The sequence below is a fragment of the Pseudoflavitalea rhizosphaerae genome (assembly GCF_003991355.1).
In the GTDB taxonomy this organism is placed as follows: Bacteria; Bacteroidota; Bacteroidia; order Chitinophagales; family Chitinophagaceae; genus Pseudobacter; species Pseudobacter rhizosphaerae.
Window position 1 is genome coordinate 111,784 of the sequence record NZ_RCSU01000008.1, and the last position, 20,666, is coordinate 132,449.

Sequence of the window (20,666 nt, forward strand, 5' to 3'; positions counted from 1 at the left end):
ATGAATGCTAAACGAATATTGCTGGCTGTTACAATAATAGCCATCATTACCCTTAACGTCCAGGCCGGAACCCCGAACAGAAAGAAAGCCGAAGCCGCCGCCTATAGTCTTGTAAAACGAATACTGCCTGCAAGGCTGCATAGCAGCTTTGAAGTAAAGATCATCAATTCAGGAAAAGGGAAAGATGTATTTGAACTGTATTCGAAGAACAACAGGATCGTACTGGCTGGCACCAATGGAATAGCCATTGCAAGTGCGCTCAACTATTACCTGAAAACATTTGCCCGCTGCGATATCGGGTGGAACGGTACGAATCTTAACATTCCCGATCCATTGCCGGAAGTGCCTGCAAAGATTATGAACGAAACACCTTACGATTACCGGTACTACCTCAATTATTGCACATTCAATTATACCATGAGCTGGTGGGATTGGGCGCGCTGGGAAAAGGAGATCGATTTCATGGCATTGAATGGCATCAATATGCCGCTGGCGCTAACCGGGCAAAATATCATCTGGCATCGTGTATACAAAAGTCTTGGATTCTCCGAAAAGGACCTGGAAGGATTTTTCAGTGGACCTGCTTATTTCAACTGGTTCTGGATGGGCAACCTGGATGGATGGGGCGGCCCGCTTCCCATGAGCTGGATGGTAAGTCATGAAAAACTGCAAAAAAAGATCCTTGCCCGTCAGCGTGAGTTGGGTATGACGCCCATCCTGCCTGCTTTTACAGGACATGTGCCCCCGGCATTCAAAGATAAATTCCCGAATGCCAAGCTAAAGCAAACCAAATGGTCCGGATTTCCGCATGTGTCTATCCTGGATCCGAATGATCCATTGTTCATAATGATTGGTAAACGATTCATCGAAGAGCAAACCAAAACGTTCGGGACGGACCATCTGTACTCTTCCGATACATTCAATGAGAACAAGCCTCCCACGGACGACAGTACTTTCCTGAGCGAAGTAAGTAAAAAAGTGTACCAGGCAATGTCTGCTGCTGATCCAAAAGCAAAGTGGATCATACAGGGATGGTTATTCCATTTTCAGGCAAGTTTCTGGAAAACGCCACAGATCAAAGCGTTGCTGAATGCTGTGCCGAACAACAAAATGATCGTACTCGATCTCTGGAGTGAGAACAATCCTGTCTGGAACAAGACCGAAGCTTACTACGGCAAGCCCTGGATCTGGTGTATGCTGCATAATTTCGGCGGCAATATCAGCATGTATGGACGAATGGATGAAGTAGCAAATAAGCCTGCTTCTTTGTTGAATGATGCAACAGCCGGAAATCTTTGTGGTATCGGCCTTACTCCGGAAGCCATTGAACAGAATCCTGTGATGTATGCGCTGATGCTGGAAAATGTTTGGCGTGATCAACCCATTGCCCTCGATGAATGGCTGAAGGATTATATTACTCGTAGATATGGAAAGACCAATACCAATGCTGAACAGGCCTGGATGGTGATGAAAAATACCGTATACAATGCAGGTGTTTCCAACGGTGGCCCCGAAAGCATCATAACGGCAAGGCCCACTTTTGCAGAAAAAGCTGCTTGTACAAATACTAAAAAAGGATACAAACCCGGGGAATTGTTGCCGGCCTGGGATCATTTGCTGGCAGCTGCGGATGAACTGAAACAGAGTGAGGGTTACCGTTATGATCTCACCGACCTCACACGCCAGGTGCTTGCCAATTTTGCTGATACCCTGCAGCGTAAGTTTGCTGGTGCATATCAGGCTGGTAACAGGGAGCAGTTCCGTAAATTGTTCAACCAGTTCATTGGTGTGATCGATGACATGGAATCATTACTTGCTGCACAGGATGATTTCCTGCTTGGCCGCTGGCTGAACGATGCCAAAAGATGGGGAACGAATCCGGCTGAAACAGCCCTCTACGAAAAAAATGCACGAAACCTGATCACGCTATGGGGCAACAAGAACAGCGGATTGCATGAATATGCCTGCAAGCAGTGGTCAGGCATGTTGAAAGATTTTTACAAACCACGGTGGATGCAATTCTATGCCGTTGCTGATGCCGCATTCGATAATGGAAAAGCTTATGATCAGAAGGCTTTCGAAAAAGATATGAAGGGCTGGGAATGGAATTGGGTAAATGAAAAGAAAGAATATCCTGTAAAGTCATCAGGAAATCCTGTTGATATAGCAAAGCAGCTTCATGGAAAGTACCGCGAAATATTACGGGCTGCTTATTGATAATGAAGTTCCCGGCCACACTCATTCTGGCGAAAGGCCGTCTAGCCACAATATGGAATGATCTTCTTTTGCCTTAATTCATCGAACAACTGGTAGAACATGGTTTCAGTTTCAATGTATTCATGAAAGCCGGATCGCCGGGATTTGCTGCTGTCGGCAAACATATCATAATCCCATCCGAAAACGAAATCTCCGAATGCCCATGAAGAGATGTCTTCCCATGAATATTTTTCAAGCTTGTATTTTTCCTGGATCGATTTCCACAATTCTTTTTTATCAGCCATGATCACCTGCAGTTGCATGGGTAAGGGCGGCGCAGTTTCAAGATTGAACCATGCAGCCAGTTTAGGCCAGAGCTCTTCCCATCGAAAGAGGTCGCCATTGGTGATATTGAATGCCTGGTTGGCGCCGCGTGGATCAGTAGCCGCCCAAACAGTGGCTTTGGCGAGGAGCCCTGCATCTGTCATTTCGAGGAGTTTATTATAAGCGCCGGGTTTTCCGGGAAAACGCAAGGGTAAGCCGAGCTCTTTGGAGATGCTGGCATACACGGCAATCACCATGGCCAGGTTCATTGGATTACCTGTGGCGGCTCCTCCAACTACAGATGGACGGATAGCGGACCATGTCCATTTTTTCCCTTTTTGTTTTTCTTCCAGGAAATATTGCTGGTCTGCATTGAATTCCGGAGGCATATGAGCGGCATCAGTTTCGCGTGCGGGTGTTTTGAAAGGTCCGAGATGTGCACCATAAACTTTGTAACCCTGCATCAGGCTGATATGCTGCAAGTCCCTGGTAACAGGTTCTATTGCTTCCACTAAATTAACCAGCATGCCGAGGTTGGGTGGCACCAGTTCTGCCCAGGTGGGCCGGTCCTGGTAAGCTGCATAAAAGATATGTGTTACCTCTGTTAGCTGTTGTAGTTTTTCTATTGTTTCATTTTGGTTCAACAGGTCCACTGAAATGTGACGGAGCCTGGTTCTGTTTTGTCCACCCTTCCGTGAAAGGCCGATCACCTGCCAGTTATCCAGTGTTAGTAAATATTCGATGAGACTGCTGCCTATGACTCCATTGGCGCCTGCTACCAGCGCTGTATATTTTGATTTCATCTGATTCATTTGTTTGATTATCTATAATCGGGTGGCCAACCTCAGGATTTAAAATTGGGAAAAAGCGACTTTATAGTATTTGTATAATTCCGCCTAATATTGGTAAATTGCCAATATGATGCAGTACAGGCAATTCCAGCCGGTTTTGATTTCGGATTTTGAAGTGAGTGAATGGCAACATCCTGTTCACAGGCACAATCATTACGAGATCATTTATATCAGCAAGGGAAAAGGTATTCATCGGGTGAACCAGTCGTCACTACCCTACAGCGCCGGAAATGTATTCTTCATCGGGCCTGACGATGCACATTACTTCGATATTCATCAAACTACCAGGTTCGTATACGTGAAGTTTACCGATGAATACATACATCAACAGGATGCGCATTATTTCAATGGTATTCAACAGCTGGAGTACCTGATCAAACGAAGGGATGTACATTATTCCGGTTTTCGATTTTCTTCGCAGGACCAGCAAACAGTGAATCATCTCTTCAGGGTAATCATTTCACTGAAAGATGATCCTGCAGGAAATGAACAACTGATCTGGATGCAGTTGATCTCCATTGCCAGTATCCTTCAAAGGAACCTGCCGGAAATGATGGATACAGCAGGTCAGCCGAAGAATATGCAGGCCCTGTTTTGCTATATCCACAAGTTCATTTATTCACCTGCAAAGCTTCGGGCTGCAGTATTGGCAAAGCAATTCAACTCCACTGAGGATTATATCGGAAGGTACTTCAGGAAGAATGCAGGTATAACATTGAGGGATTATGTGCAGGAATACCGCAATGCCCTGATCAGGAAAAGACTTGATAAGGGCGAATACAGTTTGAAACAGATCGCAGCCGAATTTGGTCTCACAGATGAAAGTCATGTGAGCAAACTATTGAAACGCCCTGAACCTAAGCCCCGGGTCCTATAAACGATATTTTACAAAAAAATTACCGCCATAAATGCGAGAGTCGCAAAGGTGTACCATCCAAAAAGAAGAAGCAGGATCCGCGGACAGCATGCTTTTCTGCTGATAGGCATCAGGACTAATCGCATGTTTGGTTGCCGGGCTCCTGCTTTACGGACACTACTGATTCTAAAACTACATATGCTCACAGGGGATTAAGATCCCGCCGTGCAATTTTGTCGGACGGGTCAAAACTATTTAAACGCTCTCTTTCCGCACACCGTTTTTTAACCCAATTAGCGATAAACAGATGTTAGCATTAACTTCATAGCATGAACGAATTCAAGAAAAATGGTTTCGCTATTCTGAATGATTTCTATTCGCCGCAGGAAGTAAATGAAATGGTTTGTGCAATAGAAAATGCAATGACCGACAGACCTGCATTCCGCAGGTCAACTGATCTGTTTGCCATCAGACAGGTGATGAAAGAAATTCCGGATCTGGTAACGATGGTTCTGAATCAAAAGCTAAAGGAGTTGATCACTGCAGCATTTGATGAGAATTATTTTGTGTCGAAATCCATTTATTTTGATAAGCCCGGAAATTCAAACTGGTTTGTAGCTTATCATCAGGACCTGACCATATCCGTTAGTAATAAAGTGATGGTCAATGGATATGGCCCATATACAAAGAAGCAGGACCAGTTTGCTGTTCAACCGCCAGTTGCCGTTCTGGAGAAAAATTTCACTGCGAGGATCCATCTTGATCATACTGATGAAACCAATGATCCTTCATGAAGGATGATTCAATACAATGCCCGCCAGGCGGACAGGGAAAAATTTTTCCCTGCCTGAATAAATTCTCCCTTATTGTTTGAGCGGCCTGCCTTCCAGAATTTTACTCCATCAAATCAAAAAACAAAATGATGGAAAAGAGAATTCAGGAAAAACGGATTACTGTTCTGGGGCTTGGACAAATGGGACGAAGAATGGCTGAAATGTACCTGGGTCAAGGATACCAGGTAACTGTATGGAACCGGAATATTTCAAAAGCCAGGGATATCGATGGTGCAATAGTAGCAACAACCGTTGAAGAAGCTATTTCGGTAAATGAGGTCATCATCATCTGTGTGCTGGATAATAATGCTGTTACTGCCATTCTCGACCAGGCGGGTGAACCTGGTTTCAGCAAAAAGACGTTTATCAATCTCACTACAGGTAATCCACAGGAAGCAAAAGAACTTGAAAGCAGGCTGGCAGTGCAAGGTGGCGCTTATCTCAATGGCGCAATCCAGGTAGCTCCTGAACAGATGGGACAGCCTGATACTACAATCCTGATGGCTGGCAATAAAGAAAGTTTCGATGAAGTCAAAACAGTACTCGATGTATTGGGAGGCAATATCAAATTCCTGGGAGTAAATGCATCTGCTTCACCCGCGATGGACCTGGCAACACTTTCATGGGTGTATGGTTCTTATATCGGATTGTTGTATGGTGTAGCACTGGTTCAGGCAGAAGGCATGCAATTGCATGACTTCAGGGATATTGTTGGAGAAATTGCGCCTTCCTTTATTGAATTCTTCAAACATGAAGTGAACATGATCCAGGAAGATAATTACAATATCACGCAGAGCCCGCTGATGATCAGTGTAGGCGCCACGCAACGGATTGCAGACGCGGTTTCGGCTGCAAAGCTGGACCCTGCATTCACCAACGTGATGGCAGGACTCCTCCAGAAAGCACGGGTTCGTGGATTCGAAAACCAGGAAGTGACGGCTGTTTTGAAAGTGATCAATTCTCCCGATCGATAAAAGCAATGATCACCGGAAGTTGATCTATCTTTGAGCTGCTGCAATAATAGAAAAATGCAATTGCCCCCATCTCCCCATATCGCACATATCGTGAAGCATTACCTGGTGCTGAAGGCCGGCGGGCCCGGGGATTCCATTCACCGTTTTTTTGCGGATGGCAATACGGGCATCGTATTCAATCTTGCAGCAACCACTCTGAAAATAAGTAATGATGCGGCAGCCACGCATAGTTGCTGGTTATATGGACAACTGAACAACTTCCGGGATCTTTCTTTCAGTGGCCCCATCGATTGGTTGATTGTGGTATTGCAGCCATACGGCGCTTATCATCTCTGGAATGTACCTGCAACGGAATTGAAAGATTGTTTCCTTCCGGCACAGGAAGTATTGGGCAGGGCCGCCGGATATATGGCTGACCGTTTGAGGCAAGCTGCTTCCGTATTCGATTGTATCGGGTTGCTGAATGCCTGGTTGCTCCGGATTTCCGAAAAAAGCAAACAACCCGATGCCCTGGTGCTGCAGGCTGTTCAACAGATCAGGGCCAGCGAAGGCAGTCTTCCTGTGCATGTTTTATTGAAACAATTGCAGGTGAATGAACGGACGATGGAAAGGAAATTCAAACAGCATACCGGCATAACACCCAAGCAATATTCTGGAATCGTGCGGATGAATGCAAGCGCCAGAAAATTGAAACAGTTCCAGCACAAAGAAAGCCTCACTGCCATTGCTTATGATAACGATTATTTCGATCAGGCGCATTTCATCAAAGACTTCAGAAAATATACGGGGATCACTCCCTGGCAGTACCAACATACTGTAGATCCCCTCGCACTCAATTTTCTGCGATTGTAATTGTAATGCTTGTCGGTTTTTTACAATCGGCAGCAGAATGGCCAAATTAACTTGCGTTCATAATTGAAAAAGATGGGACCGATCAGAATAGCCACTGCACAATTCGAGAACCGGAGTAATGATAAAGCCTGGAACCTGCAACAGGTCAGCAATCTGGCTGCAACGGCCAAATCCCGCGGAGCGCAGGTGATAGCTTTTCACGAATGCTCAGTTACCGGATACAGTTTTGCCAGGCATCTCAGCAGGGAACGGTTGTGGGAAATTGCCGAGCCCGTTCCGGACGGGAATAGTGTACAGGAATTGATCTCTATCGCAGGAAAGCATGATATTATCCTGCTGGCGGGTTTGTTCGAGAGAACGGCAGATGGAAAAATGTACAAGACCCATGTTTGCGTAAATGGTTCGGGGATGATAGCGAAATTCCGGAAGCTGCATCCTTTCATCAATCCTCACTTAACTCCCGGTAATGAATACGTGCTTTTTGACCTGCTGGGTTGGAAATGCAGTATCCTGATCTGTTACGACAATAATATCATCGAGAACGTGAGGGCAACTGCCCTGCTGGGCGCTGAAATCATTTTCATGCCGCATGTTACCATGTGTACGCCTTCCCCCAGGCCTGGCGCGGGTTTTGTAGATGCTGCACTCTGGCTCGACCGGGAAGCAAATGCCGGAAAGCTCAGGGAGGAGTTTGATGGGCCGAAGGGACGCAGCTGGCTGATGAAATGGTTGCCTGCAAGAGCATATGATAATGCAGTATATGCTGTATTTTCCAATCCTATCGGGATGGATGATGATCAGTTGAAGAATGGTTGCTCCATGATCCTGGACCCGTTCGGCGAGATCATGGCGGAATGCAGAACACTGGGTAATGATATTGCCATCGCTACGTTGACGCCGGAAAAGCTTACGCTGGCTGGTGGCCGCCGGTACAGGAATGCAAGGCGGCCGGAATTGTACGGGACCATCATTGCAGCGGCACATCAGCCGGTACAGAAGGTGGCGTGGATAAACAAACAATAACTGCTATTGTAATTGTTTAGGCTTCTGCCCTTCGTTTCCGTTTTCTATTATTGTTATGATCCTCTTGTTCCTGGTTTCCTGTTTTTGCGCCAGCACCAGCCATTTAAGGGTTAGCTTTTTGTCTGACTTACTCATTGCTTCGAAGAATTTTTCCGCTTTTCTATTTTTTCTGAATGCAGCCTGCAGGTCTGCCGGCACTTTAAGATGCTCCACCTCATCCATGATGGTCCAGTAACCATTGGCTTTGGCTGTTTTGATACAGTTATTTCCCGCAGGCGTCATCAAACCATCTTTGATCAGTCTTTTCACTCTTTCCTTATTGATCGGGGACCAGGGGCTTTTAGGTTTGCGGATAGTGAAGGACTGGATGAAATGCGATTCATCGAAACTGCGCGTGGTGCTGTCTATCCAGCCGAAACAGAGGGCTTCCTCAACAGCTGCATCATAGGGCAGGCCGCGTTTCTCAGTGTTCTTTTTAGCGATCTTCACCCAGATTGTAATGCCGGTTTTTTCGTGGTTCTTTTCCAGCCAAATCCTCCATTGCGCCCGGCTGCCAGGATCGATGATGTTGATTTCTTTAGTCATACCCAAAACTAAAAGTTCCCTGTGACAACCTTATGTCAGTATAATTCAGGAAAACAGGAATAAAATTTGCTGCCGGGCCAATGCAGCAGAATAATAACTGGGATTGAATGGGCTGTTGATGTACATTTGCGCAAATTTTGGAAATGAACAGTAATATCGAGAAGCTCCGGGGCAGCGTGGAACCGTTGAAGCAGGAAATCATCAATCATAAACTCTACTCCGTAATCGAAAACATCGGGGATGTAAGGACCTTCATGCAACACCATGTGTATGCTGTATGGGACTTCATGAGCCTTCTCAAATCATTACAATTTAATTTAACCTGTACTACTATTCCATGGTTTCCCAAAGGAGATGCAGAAACAAGGTACCTGATCAATGAGATCGTTACAGGAGAAGAATCCGATGTTGATCCGAACGGGAAAAGAATGAGTCATTTCGAGCTGTATGTGCAGGCAATGGAACAATGCGGAGCTTCAACGGAACCGATCAGGCAGTTCATTACAGTTTTACAGGAAAGCAGCAACCTGTTGCCGGCATTTGAAGCAGCCGGCCTGCCCTCCAATGTGCGTGATTTTGTTACTTTCACTTTCCATGTGATAGCCACTGACCAGCCTCACCTGCAAGCGGCTGTATTCTGTTTCGGAAGAGAGGACCTGATCCCGGAAATGTTCCATTCCATCGTGAACGATATCAGCGAAGGAACTCCTGAAAATATTTCACTTTTCCAGTATTATCTCAAAAGGCATATTGAAATGGACGGAGGCCTCCATGGAGAACTGGCTCTCCAGATGGTTGCCAAGCTCTGCGGTGATAATGAAGAATACTGGCAACAGGCGGAGGCTGTTGTTAAAGCGGCACTGCAGTTCCGCATCAATCTCTGGAATGGGGTATATGATGCCATCGTTGCCAGGAAAAATTAAAGTCAGCCTGTAACAGACTGGAGCCTCCCGGGAAACCAGTAGATTTCACTACCTGAAACAAGGTAACTGATTGAAGATTAACGTAAATGTGCACAAAATCCGTTGCCCTTTTCTAGTCGTGGAATGCTTAAATTCCTAGTTTTGACGTAAGAAAAAATTCCTGAAACACATGATACGTAGTTTGTCAATTTTAGTAATTCTGGTGCTTACCAGCGGGGTGGTTTCACGGTCTTTTGCGCAAAGCGGCTCTAAAGCTGAGACTGCCCTCAATCAACTAATGGAAGGAAATGCAAGGCTGGCAAAATCCACTGCTGATGAAGCGATTGCTTCTGACAGGAATAACGCCCTGGCCTATGCGGTACGCGGGAACTCCCTCACTTTGATCTCCGGTTGGAAAAGCGGTCTTCCCGATCTCGAAAAAGCAACTAAGCTCAGTCCTGATAACGGGCTTTATCTCTCTATGCTCGCCGATGTTTACAATGGGCTTGGACAGGAAGCGAATGCCAAAAAAGCGGCTGAAAAAGCGTTTGTGGCTCTCCGTTCTCCCAAAACGGCTTTCGATTATTTTGCACGCGGTACAGTGAACTCACGACTGAACAGGTCCGCTGAAGCAATAGCCGATTATACAGCGGCCATTCAGATGAAACCTAATTTCGTTCGTGCTTATGGCAAGAGGGCCGGCATTTATTACGACAACAAGAAAGCAACCGAAGCGATCTTCGATTACACTATGTGTACCAACCTCTCGCCCGATTACACGGCTGGTTTCTATTATCGCGGTCTGATCTATATGGACCAGGGCAAGTACAAGAATGCGATCGAAGATTTTTCAAGCGTGATCAAGGTTGACGCATCCTATACCGATGCCTATCTCAACAGGGGTATCAGTTCCGCCAACCTGAGGAACTTCAATGATGCACTTTACGATTATGAAAAAGTGGAAAAGCTGGAGCCTGGCTATTGGCAGATCTACAACCGGAAAGGTCATGTCTACTACCAACAGGAATACTGGCAGAGTGCTGTACAGGAGTACACTACAGCTATCCAGAAAAATCCCAGGCAGGCCATTTCCTATGTGTACAGGGCCAACACTTATTCCAGGATGGGTGATGCTGAAAAATGCCTGATGGATTTCCTGATGGCGCAGAACCTGGACCCTAAATTGAGTGATGTTTACCTGAACCGAGGCAATGTTTTCTACAATGCAGAAATGTATGAAGATGCATTGAACGATTATAAAAAAGTGATAGAGCTCAGCCCGAAATGGTCTGGCGCCTATTTCAATGCTGCACTGGCATTGCAGGGAGATCAAAAGTTCACCGAGGCCATCAATTATTTCCAGAAAGCCATCGATCTCGATCCAAAGAATCTGGATGCGTACCTGAACAAAGCCTACGCTTATGATGCCATCGGTAACAAAAAAGCGGCTGATGCTGAACGTAAGAAGTATGTGGAGATGGGTGGCGAACAGCAGGCAGTTGGTAAAAATGTATACAGGAACATGTATCCTGAAATGGAATTTGACGCCAGTCTCGCAAAAAGTATGCTCGAGCGCGGTAACTGCACCATTCGCGGTAGGGCATGCACCAAAGTGGATGGAGGCATCTTCTATGCCAGGGGCGTTAAAGTGGTCCTCTACCCTGTTACTCCCTACCTTGAAGCCTGGTATGAGCTGCGCGAGAAAAAAGAAGGAAAGAAAACAGGCGTATTCATGTCAAAAGAAGCCAGCAGGTATAAGATGGAAGTAACTGCGGATAACCAGGGTTTTTTCCAGTTCCAGGGATTGAAACCGGGTAAATATTTCATCCAGGTGATGCACGAATTCAACCAGGCGAAAACTGCCAGGATCTATACCGGTTCTGATGTATCACAGAACGGCCCGGTAAGGACAACCACAAATTATTATTACGATCAGGATTATACAGTTGCCAGGTCAAAGAGGCTTGAAAAATTTGTTGATATCAAGGATGCGGGCGATAGTAAGCGTGTTACGCTCGCCAATGGCGTTATCAAAAGCTGTTCCCTGTAAGAGCAAACATTACAGTTTTGAGTAAGAAGAAGCGACCCGGCAACGGGTCGTTTTTTTTTAGCTTTCCATCGTCATATAATCGAGAATTCCGTTCTCGTCTGTATTGATCACCAGCAGGTAGTCTACATTATCCTGTCCGATCGAATAATCGAAAACAGCAAATTGTCCGCCGCCATCGGGATATAGCCCGATCCGCACCAGATGCAGCTTTTCCGCAATTTGTAAAAGCTGGTCTTCAGGGTCTGCATCGAACCCTATCAGTTGTGACAGTTCTTCCGCTTCCAATACATCTTTGATATATTCCGCGTATTCTCTCACGGTGGAATCATCGTCCTCGTTCAGATCATTCTGTATATAACGCGTGTTACGGCTGAGCCAGTTGGGAATGTTCTGCAGGAATTTTTTCACGGTGATCAATCGTTCCTCGTCGATGGCACTGTTCTCGAAGTTGAGATCCACAGATATTGTTCCGGAGTTGTGCTGAAAATCTGATTCATAATATTCTTCAACAGAGGTTGTATTGATGGGGCCGAAGAATGGAAGTTCAACAATGGGCATGATCAGGGATATTTTTCTGGTTCACCAATGGTTTTGCGGTCACCATATAAGCAAATTACAAAAAATCATAGTTCAGTCATTTTACCCCCCTGCCCGATCCTTCCGTCCCTGCGGAAGGGATACACGCAGTAGTAATTGGAGGAAGGATGGATCTGTTATTATTTCTGCACGATCTTAAGATCGTACTTGACCAGCAGCCCTCCCAGCTCATACAAATGGAAAATAGCTTTTTTGATCCTGTTCCTTTCGGGGTCGATTGTGAAGTTGGTAGCGCCACTCAGATCGGCTTTTTCAAGATTGGTGTTGTTGAAGCTGGCATTCAACAGATCGCATGCCAGGAATTTCGATTCTGTCAGGTCAGCATCGGTAAGATCTATCTCGTGCAACTGGCAATGCTCGAAGAAAGTCTTTTTGATCTTCAAGCCATAGAAGGAAGAGTGGTTGAGCATGGAATGATGGAAGGAAAAGGCCAGCCCAAATTCACTGCATTGTTCAAAATGTAGTCCCAACATTTTACACTCTTTGAATTTGACGCCCTGGAAGCCCGTCTTTATTAATTTAGCGAGGCTCAGGTTACAACCTGTAAAATCGCAATCGATGAAAAGTACCCCGGAGAGATCGGTTTCCGAGAAATCACAGTTCCTGAAGCTGCAGGCTTCGTATTCTCCCTTGCTCAAAGGCGTTTCCCGGTAGTTGATCTTCTCGAAGGTCTCGTCTTCAAAGTAGCGTTTTTCCATCCGGCAAATTTGAAGCAGAATTCTTATTGTTGATGAAATATTTTTTTGGTCCGCTACAATCGAAATGGCATCCGCCTCCGGGAGGTATGTATAAAATCAATGCGTACTGATACTTTTTGTCTTAAATCAACGTTGTAAGGGAGTGATAAAGATGGTTTTGATACAGCAGACAGGAAAACCCTCAATACCCGATCTATCCCTTTATGAGAACCCGAACCCAGCCCTATTCGTCATTGCTTTGTACTTTTCTGATTCTCTTTTTCCATTTTATTGTTCAGGCCCAGCCGAAATGCGGATTTGACCAGGTGCACCAGCGGCTTCTGCATCAATCCCCGGACTATAAACAGCAAACCTCTCAAAACGATCAGCGGATCCGTCAGTGGCTGCAGGAAAAGCAGGCTGCCGGAAGAGTTGCGCCGGATGGCCGGGTGGCCAATGGTTCAGAAACCATTTATGAAATCCCTGTTGTGATTCATGTAATGCACACAGGAGGTTTGGTTGGTACGCAGTATAATCCTGATAATGCACAACTGACGGGAATGATCGATTACCTGAACCAGTCGTTCCAGGCCACCTGGGCTGCTTATTCAGACCCGTCCGCGGGAGGAACAAGAGTTCCCTTCCGTTTTGTGCTGGCGCAACGCGCGCCGGATTGTACGCCCACCACGGGTATTGTGCGGGTAGATGCCAGCTCCGTTCCAGATTATGCGAGTTATGGTATACGTGTACAATCAACTACCGGCGCTATCGAGCAGGACCTGAAAGCTATGAGCATCTGGCCTTCCAATCAATATTACAATATCTGGATCGTGAACAGGATTGAGGGAAAAGATGGTTATGCAGGAACTGTGGGACCTTTCATTGCCGGATATGCGTATTTCCCGGGAGCACATGCAAACCGCGATGGGACTGTAATGCTGGCTTCGCAGGCTATGGCAGGGCAATCAACGCTCCCGCATGAAATGGGGCATGCATTCAATCTCTACCATACCTTTCAGGGAGCAAACGGCACCAATTGCCCTACCAATGGGGATTGCAGCCAGGAAGGCGACTTGGTTTGCGATACAGATCCTACCAATGAAGAAGCTTTCTTTGCATGTCCTTCAGCGGTTGCGGTAAACCCCTGTACCGGCACTACATGGAACGGACAACAATTCAATTTCATGCATTACACTTCCTGCGCCGACCAGCGGTTTACACCAGGTCAACGAGACAGGATGATCGCTTCTGTAAATACCGTTCGTGTTGGACTGCTTACGTCTGCAGCACTCACGCCTGCGCCTGCATTAATGGTAAGACCAGCTACCTGTGAGCCAACCTCCATTACTTTCTCCGAGAATCCCTATGATATGGGGCCGGTAAGGATCCAGTTCAATACATTGGACGATTCCTCGCTTTCGTATTCCGGTGATTTTCGCTTCTATCAGGACAATACCTGTAACCTGGGCACTGCAGTGCTGGAGGGACAATCCTATGATCTGCGCCTTAGCACCAGGACCAATATGCAGGTGGCGAAAGCCTGGATAGACTTCAATGATAACGGCAGTTTTGAAGTGGGCGAGCAAATAATGGAATCCTATACACCCGGTTCGGGGTTGACTAATAACATGTATACACATACGCAGCCGGTAACCATTCCATCAGGCGCAGTATTGAACAGGCCGCTTCGAATGAGGGTGCTGGCTGATTTCATCAACAATCACCCTATCCTTTCCTGTGACGGGCAGATGTATGGACAAACAGAGGATTATAGTCTGACGATACTGCCTGCAGGTGTGTTGCCTGTAAGGATTTTCGACGAACGCATAGCGATGGAAAATGGATCGGTACAGTTCTCTTTCAAAGCCGGTGATGAAGCTAACGTGAAGCATTATACGCTACAAAGGGCATCCAGCGCCGGAAATTTATTTACGAACGTAAGGGAGACCAGTCCCGCTGCCTCACGGGAATCTGCAAACGAATACACCTTAACCGATGATCTTCCCGGCGATGCCGTCTGGTACAGGATAGTGGCCACACAGCATGATGGAAGCCAATACTTCTCCCGGATCCTCGGCAGGCCAGCAGGAAACGTTCAAAACAAAGAGGAGCCCCGGATCTTCCCCAATCCTTCCAGGGGCGATTTCAATGTGGCATTGCCGCTCCCACCCGGTTTGCCGGTCCGGCTGGAACTTACAGATACACAGGGACGCAGTGTATGGACCGGCAGTCGCTCAACGGAAACAAGTATCACCATCAAAAGCGGCCTTCCGGCAGGAATGTATTACCTGACCATCGTGGCAGGACAAGCGCGCTGGAATAAAAAGATCATCATTACCCAATAACTGAACCGCCAATAATTAAAGCCCGGCATGATTGAACCTGCCGGGCTATTTGTGGCATGCCTGCGCCAGTTTACACCAGCAACAATGCCTTTTTTGTTACTACAGCAACTGGCATAACAATTGAACCCCAACTCTCAAATCAGGAGTAATGACGCAGGAAAAATCATCTATTGAAAGCCGCATCAGGGAATTCTTTACTGCCTACGAAAAGCGCTATGCAGACGCTCTTGCCGGTAGTATCGATGTTGAAGCTACCGCGGCTGCATTTGCCGCTGAATTCATAGAAGCCAATCCGTTCGGCGTGCATACAGGCAAGAACGATGAAGAACTCAGGAAAGTAATTCCGAAGGCGTGATGAAAGAACATGGCCTGATCGACTGAGCAGGAACTGTTCTGTTTTCTATAATTTTAGAAAGAGAAATAAATATTAATTTCAGTCTCTTATGATACATCTCCTAAGGACCGATTCCTCACATCCTGATTTCATAAGGCTCATCCGGTTATTGGATGAGGACCTGGCCAGAAGGGATGGGAAAGACACTGCATTTTATTCCCAATACAATAAGATCGCGGCTATCAAACATGCCATCGTGGCTTATTACAATGAAGAGCCAGTAGCCAGCGGAGCTATCAAGGAGTATCGGCCGGGTGTGATGGAAGTAAAAAGAATGTACACCATTCCTGATCTGCGTGGCAAGGGGCTTGCATCGAAAGTGCTGGCAGAACTGGAACAATGGGCAACTGAGCTCGGCTATACGAAACTGATACTCGAAACAGGCAAACGCAACCCTGAGGCATTGAGCTTATACCAGGCCAAAGGTTACCTGGTAACGCCAAACTATGAGCCTTATGTGAGCGTAGATAATAGTGTTTGTTTCGAAAAACTCCTGTAACGCAACTGATTCAGGTTTGCGGAAATGTAGTTAGCTACGTATATTTGGCAAAACCGGATGCAAATGAATATCATCGATAATGCAGGTGTGCTGGCTATATCAACGCGACTACAAAGGCTGGCTGAGCAGCTCCGGAAAGACGGGTTGCTGATCTACAAAGACCATGGCATCGATTTCGAACCGAAATGGTTCCCGGTTATCTATGTACTGCACAACAAGGGCATACTGAGCGTTGTGGAAATTGCAACAGAGATCGGTTATACCCATCCCAGCACTATCACCCTGCTGAAGGAACTGGAAAAACAAAAAATGATCCGGTCCGGGAAAGATAAAACAGATGAGCGGAAGCGGCTGATCCAGCTCACCGAAAAGGGAAAAGAGCTGGTCAGTAAAATGGGGCCTGTATGGAGCCTTATGGTCAAAACCATTACAGAGATCACCAACACAAAGAATAATCTGATGCGTGCATTGGATGAAGTGGAAGCAGCATTAAGAAAAAAAGGATTTGCTGACAGGGCCCTGGAAGAAAAAGCCTCTGTCACAAAAAAGAAAAAAGCCTGAAGGAGCTGTGATGTTGATCTCCACACGCCTTTCAGACTTGTCTGACAAATTCAGGGTTTTAATTTTCTACACAACTGAACTGGTAAAAGATCGTGTCCACCGCCATTCTAGGAAAATAAGATGGCAGATCGCTTGCGTCCACCCTTGTAAATCCGTTCTTTTCATAAAATCTCTGGGCAGCTTTCAGCGCATCTACCGTACCAAGATAGATATGGTGAATACGTTTGTCTGCACAGTAAGCAAATAATGTGTCGAGCAAAGATTGCGCGATGCCGTTTTCCTTTCCCCTGTATTCTTTCTTTACGAACATTTTTCGGATAGCGCCGCTGTGATGACCGATATTCAGCAATGCGATGGTGCCCACCAGTTCGCCGTGGTGGAATGCCCCCCAGAAAGCTCCGCCATCCTTGTAATAGAATTCATCGATATTCAGCAGGTCTGGTTGTGCCTCCAGGGTAACGGGTACATTGAATTCGATCTGCTGGATAGGCAAAATCAGGCCCACAGCCTGTTTGCCGTGCTGGTTGTGGATTTGTTCAATAGTGAATTTCGTCTGCATGACCTGTTTTCTAATTTATGTCCAAAGATACGTAGTTAACTACATAAAATATGAAAATTATGATGGCCGGCACGTGGAGCAGGCACTATGGATTGAGAATGTCCAGCACCAGGTCAGTGAGCTCGAACCGGGGAAAATCCCCGTGGTTGCTGAGCATCACCAACAGGTGTTGCTGGTCTGGTTGCCTTACAAACATGGAGTAGTAACCGAAATCGGTTCCGGGATGGTAAATGATCCTGTGTTCTTTCGATTGACTGAAAAGGAGCCGGTCAATCATCCATCCATAACCGTAACCAGCATCCCAGTCGTCATAATCTGAATATTCCTGAAAGCTTTCCTGTATCTTTTTTTGTGACAGTAGTTTGTTGCCGTACAAGGCTTCGTCCCATTTTTCAAGGTCGCCGGTGGTTGTCCAGATCCCTCCTGCTCCAACGGTATTGGAAACCGGGTAAGCGGGCTCGATCTCATCCAGCCAGTATCCTTTTGAATTCAGCGGCGCATTGCTGAAGCCGGAGGAGTTCATGTGCAGCGGCGCGAAGATCTTTTCCTGCAAACAGGCGGCAAATGATTGGCCTGTTGCTTTTTCAATGATGCCGGACAGGATCACATAACCTGAATTGCTATAGCGGAATCCTGTGCCAGTTCTGAATTCCAGGGGATCGCTGCAGAAATTCCTGATGATGTATTCTGTGTTGAGCGGACGGCTCAGCAACTCTGCCAGGTATTCGTCCTTTACTGTGTAATTGGGAATGCCGGAAGTATGAGTAAGCAATTGTTCTATGCTCACGCTGCCATGAACATGAGCCGGAAAGAATTTACCGATACTGTCCTGCAGGCTGAGTTCCCCCTCCTGCTCCAGCTGCCTGATCATCATACTGGTAAAGGTTTTGGTGAGGGAGCCGATCCTGAACCGCGTTGAATCCGCATTGGGCCATTGCTTCCCTTCATCAGCCAGGCCATAGCCTTTTTGAAAGATCACAGCGCCTTTTTGCTTCACCAGTACCGATCCGGAAAAAGCGCCCTGTGTATGGAAGAAGCTGAACAAAGAATCCAGCTTCACAACCGGTGATGATGGTAATTTCGACAGAAATTTTTTGGCCTTCTTCTTCAGAACGAATGTTTGATTGTTCTGTTGGATCTGTTTGGCTATTTCATTTGTATTGAAGTCAGGAAGAATGGTATTGTAGTTCAGCCAGAATGTATCGTTATAACTGTTTGGCTGGAATTCTATGAATTTGTTGTTGCCGAGTTTTTCCCCGGCTGTAAAATCACCCGCATGCAAAGTGTCTGCGGCTGTAACGAGGTAGTCTACACGAATATCTGCATCGAAGTTGATCCGTTTGCCGTTGCGGTTGCTTTTGAAGTGAAGGATATGATCGTTACGCACATCAGACAAGATCCATTTGCCGCCGTATTTTTTGTACCTGATGAGGTGCGTTTCCTTTTTTACATCGATCTGCAGACCGAGTATCTTCAGCAGCGCGCGGGTGGCGCCATTGCCATATTGCGCCCGGTCGATGCCTTTGGGGCTGCGCTGGAATTCGAATGCGATAAATGCAAGGGAGCCTGCGTCCAGCCATAGTTTTCCTTTGAGCAGGGATTGTTTGAGCTCATCTTTCTGATCGAATGTGATCAGGCAGGCATCGATGCCATTGTAATTGGTAATCCCTTTGAATTTGAAATCGTGTTGTTTCAATCCTTCCCTGCTCAGCAGGTCTGATGATTCCAGCTCTTTCACAATATCGTAGGTGTAAAGACTGGCTGGCGTGAGGCCGAGGTCCAGTCCATGTGAAGCCTGCTCGTCCTGGATGGAACGCATTTTTGTCAACCTGAAACGGCTTTTCTTTCCGGAAGTATAATCAGGATTGTAAATATCGAATACAGCTTCGGAGAGCATGATATGTTGCTGTCCTTTTCTGGTATCCACGCGATAGAATCCGTTGAGCACATGCGGCTGGTTGTAGTAATTCTGTGGAATGCGCGCAATGGCATTGCGGATCAGTTGCAGCGGGTCCGGTGGTGTTACCACAACTTCCTCCAATTGCGAGGCCTGTAGTTTGAGTGTGATGCGCAGCGCTGATGCAGGTTTGAAGGCGTTGAGCAAAACCAGCTGCGGCTCGTAGCCAAGCATGGTCACAAGGATATGATCATCTTTCGGAACAGCGGGAATATAGAGCGCAAAACGGCCGGATTGATTGGTGATGGTGCCCAGTCCGTCTTTTACCAGTGATATGCTTGCATAGGGAACAGGTTGGCCATCTTCTGCAAATACTGCTCCCTGGATTAATAGCTTATTGTCCTGGGCAAAAATGTAATTGAAGAAAAGTAGAAAAAAAGATAAAGCGCTGGCTCTGGCGGACATTCTTTTTACTAAATATAAAGGCTGAAGTTCAAAGCTTTTGTTAAACAGCGTGCAGCCAGGTAAACAGGGTGGAGCCAGGTAAACAGGGTGTGACAGTCGCTCGCCTCTGGCGAGTGACTTTTATTTAGTCGCCTCCGGCGACGCGGTGTTCGCCGGAGGCGAACAAATAGAACTCACTCGCCAGAGGCGAGCGAGTGGGCACTGCGTAAATTATTTCAGCTTAATGCCGAGGCCAAACTCCTCTGAAACAGAAATGCGACCTGTATTGTATGTTAAGCCGGTTGCAATGTCTTCAGATAAGAGCAATGGCCCGTCAGCATCCATATAATCAAGCATGGGACTGAGGTGTGCGATAGCCGCACTGCCGATGGTACTTTCGTTCATGCTTCCCACCATTACTTTCATATCAAGTGATCTCGCTTTGCTGATCATTCGCAATGCAGGTGTGATACCACTGCATTTGGTGAGTTTGATGTTGATGCCATGGAAGTGGCCGGAACATCTTTCCACATCCTGTTCTACCACACAGGCTTCATCTGCGATGAGGGGAACATTGCTGGCGGCGAATAATTTCTTCATTCCCTCCCAATTATCTTTTGCCAGCGGCTGCTCGATCATTTCCACGCCGAGGTCTGCAAGTACGGGAATCTTTTCCAACGCTTCTTCGGTTGTCCAACCTGCATTGGCGTCTACGCGGAAAATAGCTTCTGTGTGTTTACGCAGTTCTTTGACGATGGCAATATCTTCGGGAGTGCCGAGTTTGATCTTGTAGACTGGCCAGGGCTTTTCTTTCATCTTCTCCACCATCTTGTCGATGGTATCTATGCCGACAGTGTAATCAGTGAGCGGCGCATTGGCCATATCGAGGTCCCAGAGTTTGTAAAGTGGTTGCTGCCTGATCTTTCCGTAGATATCCCAGGCGGCAATATCGAGTGCACAAACCAGGAAATTATTCCGTGGATACAAATGATGCAGGTAATGCCAGTAACGGTCCGGCTCCATGAATGCAAACTGTTCAACGAACTTTTTCTTCCTTTCCAGGTCTTCGATCATTTTCTCAACCGTGATATCGTAATAAGTGATGGCCGGTGCTTCACCCAGACCGGTAATACCACGATGGTCCAGTGTTACGATCAGGGAAGGCTGATGTGTTTTTGTACCTTTCGAAATTGTAAAAGGATAACGGAACGGAAGGTTCTGCGATTGATAAGTTACTTTCATGATTA

Annotated in this window: 19 protein-coding genes; 12 read left to right on the top strand and 7 right to left on the bottom strand. The window is 46.6% G+C overall.

Features of this window, described 5'->3' with window-relative positions; all coding sequences use genetic code 11:
* Positions 1–2,217, top strand: coding sequence for an alpha-N-acetylglucosaminidase (locus tag D9Y29_RS15080; RefSeq protein WP_127129602.1), 2,217 nt, complete (start codon positions 1–3; stop codon positions 2,215–2,217).
* Between the two features lie 41 nt (positions 2,218–2,258).
* Here the strand turns inward: D9Y29_RS15080 and D9Y29_RS15085 are convergent, their stop codons facing one another.
* Entirely contained in the window at positions 2,259–3,323 is a 1,065-nt protein-coding gene (locus D9Y29_RS15085) for an SDR family oxidoreductase (protein WP_206513796.1), read from the bottom strand.
* 115 nt (positions 3,324–3,438) lie between these two features.
* On the opposite strand from D9Y29_RS15085, the gene D9Y29_RS15090 reads away from it, so the two are divergent.
* The 5 genes from D9Y29_RS15090 (at position 3,439) to D9Y29_RS15110 (ending at position 7,909) form a co-directional block, all read left to right on the top strand.
* A complete protein-coding gene (locus D9Y29_RS15090) occupies positions 3,439–4,248 on the top strand; it encodes an AraC family transcriptional regulator (protein ID WP_127129606.1) in 810 nt (269 codons plus the stop codon).
* 308 nt (positions 4,249–4,556) lie between these two features.
* Complete coding sequence (locus D9Y29_RS15095; RefSeq protein WP_127129608.1) at positions 4,557–5,021, top strand: hypothetical protein; 465 nt, start codon at positions 4,557–4,559, stop codon at positions 5,019–5,021.
* 107 nt (positions 5,022–5,128) lie between these two features.
* Positions 5,129–6,034: an NAD(P)-dependent oxidoreductase gene (locus tag D9Y29_RS15100; protein WP_277601128.1), complete on the top strand. Its 906-nt coding sequence runs from the start codon at positions 5,129–5,131 to the stop codon at positions 6,032–6,034.
* A gap of 54 nt (positions 6,035–6,088) precedes the next feature.
* The gene (locus D9Y29_RS15105; protein ID WP_127129612.1) at positions 6,089–6,886 is read left to right on the top strand and encodes a helix-turn-helix transcriptional regulator; all 798 of its coding nucleotides are present in this window, start codon (positions 6,089–6,091) and stop codon (positions 6,884–6,886) included.
* A 72-nt stretch (positions 6,887–6,958) separates the two neighbouring features.
* On the top strand, positions 6,959–7,909 hold the full coding sequence (locus D9Y29_RS15110) for a nitrilase family protein (protein WP_127129614.1): 951 nt from the start codon (positions 6,959–6,961) through the stop codon (positions 7,907–7,909).
* 3 nt (positions 7,910–7,912) lie between these two features.
* Here D9Y29_RS15110 and D9Y29_RS15115 read toward each other — a convergent pair whose 3' ends face one another.
* A complete protein-coding gene (locus D9Y29_RS15115) occupies positions 7,913–8,494 on the bottom strand; it encodes a YdeI/OmpD-associated family protein (protein ID WP_127129616.1) in 582 nt (193 codons plus the stop codon).
* 143 nt (positions 8,495–8,637) lie between these two features.
* Here D9Y29_RS15115 and D9Y29_RS15120 point away from each other — a divergent pair, with 143 nt between their 5' ends.
* Positions 8,638–9,417 (top strand): DUF3050 domain-containing protein, encoded by a 780-nt coding sequence (locus D9Y29_RS15120; protein ID WP_127129618.1) that lies wholly within the window; start codon positions 8,638–8,640, stop codon positions 9,415–9,417.
* Positions 9,418–9,586: 169 nt separating this feature from the next.
* Positions 9,587–11,446 (top strand): tetratricopeptide repeat protein, encoded by a 1,860-nt coding sequence (locus D9Y29_RS15125; protein ID WP_127129620.1) that lies wholly within the window; start codon positions 9,587–9,589, stop codon positions 11,444–11,446.
* Between the two features lie 57 nt (positions 11,447–11,503).
* Here D9Y29_RS15125 and D9Y29_RS15130 read toward each other — a convergent pair whose 3' ends face one another.
* Complete coding sequence (locus D9Y29_RS15130) at positions 11,504–12,004, bottom strand: DUF2004 domain-containing protein (protein WP_127129622.1); 501 nt, start codon at positions 12,002–12,004, stop codon at positions 11,504–11,506.
* A gap of 158 nt (positions 12,005–12,162) precedes the next feature.
* The gene (locus tag D9Y29_RS15135) at positions 12,163–12,741 is read right to left on the bottom strand and encodes a pentapeptide repeat-containing protein (protein ID WP_127129624.1); all 579 of its coding nucleotides are present in this window, start codon (positions 12,739–12,741) and stop codon (positions 12,163–12,165) included.
* Positions 12,742–12,944: 203 nt separating this feature from the next.
* On the opposite strand from D9Y29_RS15135, the gene D9Y29_RS15140 reads away from it, so the two are divergent.
* From D9Y29_RS15140 to D9Y29_RS15155, 4 genes are all read left to right on the top strand, one after another.
* Positions 12,945–15,065 (top strand): zinc-dependent metalloprotease, encoded by a 2,121-nt coding sequence (locus tag D9Y29_RS15140; protein ID WP_127129626.1) that lies wholly within the window; start codon positions 12,945–12,947, stop codon positions 15,063–15,065.
* A 148-nt stretch (positions 15,066–15,213) separates the two neighbouring features.
* Positions 15,214–15,420 carry a hypothetical protein gene (locus D9Y29_RS15145; RefSeq protein WP_127129628.1) on the top strand — a complete coding sequence of 69 codons (207 nt, stop codon included), beginning with the start codon at positions 15,214–15,216 and terminating at the stop codon, positions 15,418–15,420.
* A gap of 88 nt (positions 15,421–15,508) precedes the next feature.
* Positions 15,509–15,958: a GNAT family N-acetyltransferase gene (locus tag D9Y29_RS15150; RefSeq protein WP_127129630.1), complete on the top strand. Its 450-nt coding sequence runs from the start codon at positions 15,509–15,511 to the stop codon at positions 15,956–15,958.
* Between the two features lie 63 nt (positions 15,959–16,021).
* Positions 16,022–16,519 carry a MarR family winged helix-turn-helix transcriptional regulator gene (locus tag D9Y29_RS15155; RefSeq protein WP_127129632.1) on the top strand — a complete coding sequence of 166 codons (498 nt, stop codon included), beginning with the start codon at positions 16,022–16,024 and terminating at the stop codon, positions 16,517–16,519.
* A 58-nt stretch (positions 16,520–16,577) separates the two neighbouring features.
* Here D9Y29_RS15155 and D9Y29_RS15160 read toward each other — a convergent pair whose 3' ends face one another.
* The 3 genes from D9Y29_RS15160 to D9Y29_RS15170 form a co-directional block, all read right to left on the bottom strand.
* Complete coding sequence (locus D9Y29_RS15160; RefSeq protein WP_127129634.1) at positions 16,578–17,078, bottom strand: GNAT family N-acetyltransferase; 501 nt, start codon at positions 17,076–17,078, stop codon at positions 16,578–16,580.
* 85 nt (positions 17,079–17,163) lie between these two features.
* Positions 17,164–19,440: a serine hydrolase gene (locus D9Y29_RS15165; RefSeq protein ID WP_127129636.1), complete on the bottom strand. Its 2,277-nt coding sequence runs from the start codon at positions 19,438–19,440 to the stop codon at positions 17,164–17,166.
* A 210-nt stretch (positions 19,441–19,650) separates the two neighbouring features.
* A complete protein-coding gene (locus D9Y29_RS15170; RefSeq protein WP_127129638.1) occupies positions 19,651–20,661 on the bottom strand; it encodes a dipeptide epimerase in 1,011 nt (336 codons plus the stop codon).
* Positions 20,662–20,666 lie beyond the last annotated feature (5 nt).

Bases quoted from the DNA above. Each gene is read 5' to 3' on its own strand.
- D9Y29_RS15150 (WP_127129630.1), top strand. From the start codon at position 15,509: ATGATACATCTCCTAAGGACCGATTCCTCACATCCTGATTTCATAAGG.
- D9Y29_RS15155 (WP_127129632.1), top strand. From the start codon at position 16,022: ATGAATATCATCGATAATGCAGGTGTGCTGGCTATATCAACGCGACTA.
- D9Y29_RS15170 (WP_127129638.1), bottom strand. From the start codon at position 20,661: ATGAAAGTAACTTATCAATCGCAGAACCTTCCGTTCCGTTATCCTTTT.
- D9Y29_RS15110 (WP_127129614.1), top strand. From the start codon at position 6,959: ATGGGACCGATCAGAATAGCCACTGCACAATTCGAGAACCGGAGTAAT.
- D9Y29_RS15145 (WP_127129628.1), top strand. From the start codon at position 15,214: ATGACGCAGGAAAAATCATCTATTGAAAGCCGCATCAGGGAATTCTTT.
- D9Y29_RS15120 (WP_127129618.1), top strand. From the start codon at position 8,638: ATGAACAGTAATATCGAGAAGCTCCGGGGCAGCGTGGAACCGTTGAAG.
- D9Y29_RS15085 (WP_206513796.1), bottom strand. From the start codon at position 3,323: ATGAAATCAAAATATACAGCGCTGGTAGCAGGCGCCAATGGAGTCATA.
- D9Y29_RS15125 (WP_127129620.1), top strand. From the start codon at position 9,587: ATGATACGTAGTTTGTCAATTTTAGTAATTCTGGTGCTTACCAGCGGG.
- D9Y29_RS15140 (WP_127129626.1), top strand. From the start codon at position 12,945: ATGAGAACCCGAACCCAGCCCTATTCGTCATTGCTTTGTACTTTTCTG.
- D9Y29_RS15130 (WP_127129622.1), bottom strand. From the start codon at position 12,004: ATGCCCATTGTTGAACTTCCATTCTTCGGCCCCATCAATACAACCTCT.
- D9Y29_RS15095 (WP_127129608.1), top strand. From the start codon at position 4,557: ATGAACGAATTCAAGAAAAATGGTTTCGCTATTCTGAATGATTTCTAT.
- D9Y29_RS15090 (WP_127129606.1), top strand. From the start codon at position 3,439: ATGATGCAGTACAGGCAATTCCAGCCGGTTTTGATTTCGGATTTTGAA.
- D9Y29_RS15105 (WP_127129612.1), top strand. From the start codon at position 6,089: ATGCAATTGCCCCCATCTCCCCATATCGCACATATCGTGAAGCATTAC.
- D9Y29_RS15165 (WP_127129636.1), bottom strand. From the start codon at position 19,440: ATGTCCGCCAGAGCCAGCGCTTTATCTTTTTTTCTACTTTTCTTCAAT.
- D9Y29_RS15135 (WP_127129624.1), bottom strand. From the start codon at position 12,741: ATGGAAAAACGCTACTTTGAAGACGAGACCTTCGAGAAGATCAACTAC.
- D9Y29_RS15080 (WP_127129602.1), top strand. From the start codon at position 1: ATGAATGCTAAACGAATATTGCTGGCTGTTACAATAATAGCCATCATT.
- D9Y29_RS15160 (WP_127129634.1), bottom strand. From the start codon at position 17,078: ATGCAGACGAAATTCACTATTGAACAAATCCACAACCAGCACGGCAAA.
- D9Y29_RS15115 (WP_127129616.1), bottom strand. From the start codon at position 8,494: ATGACTAAAGAAATCAACATCATCGATCCTGGCAGCCGGGCGCAATGG.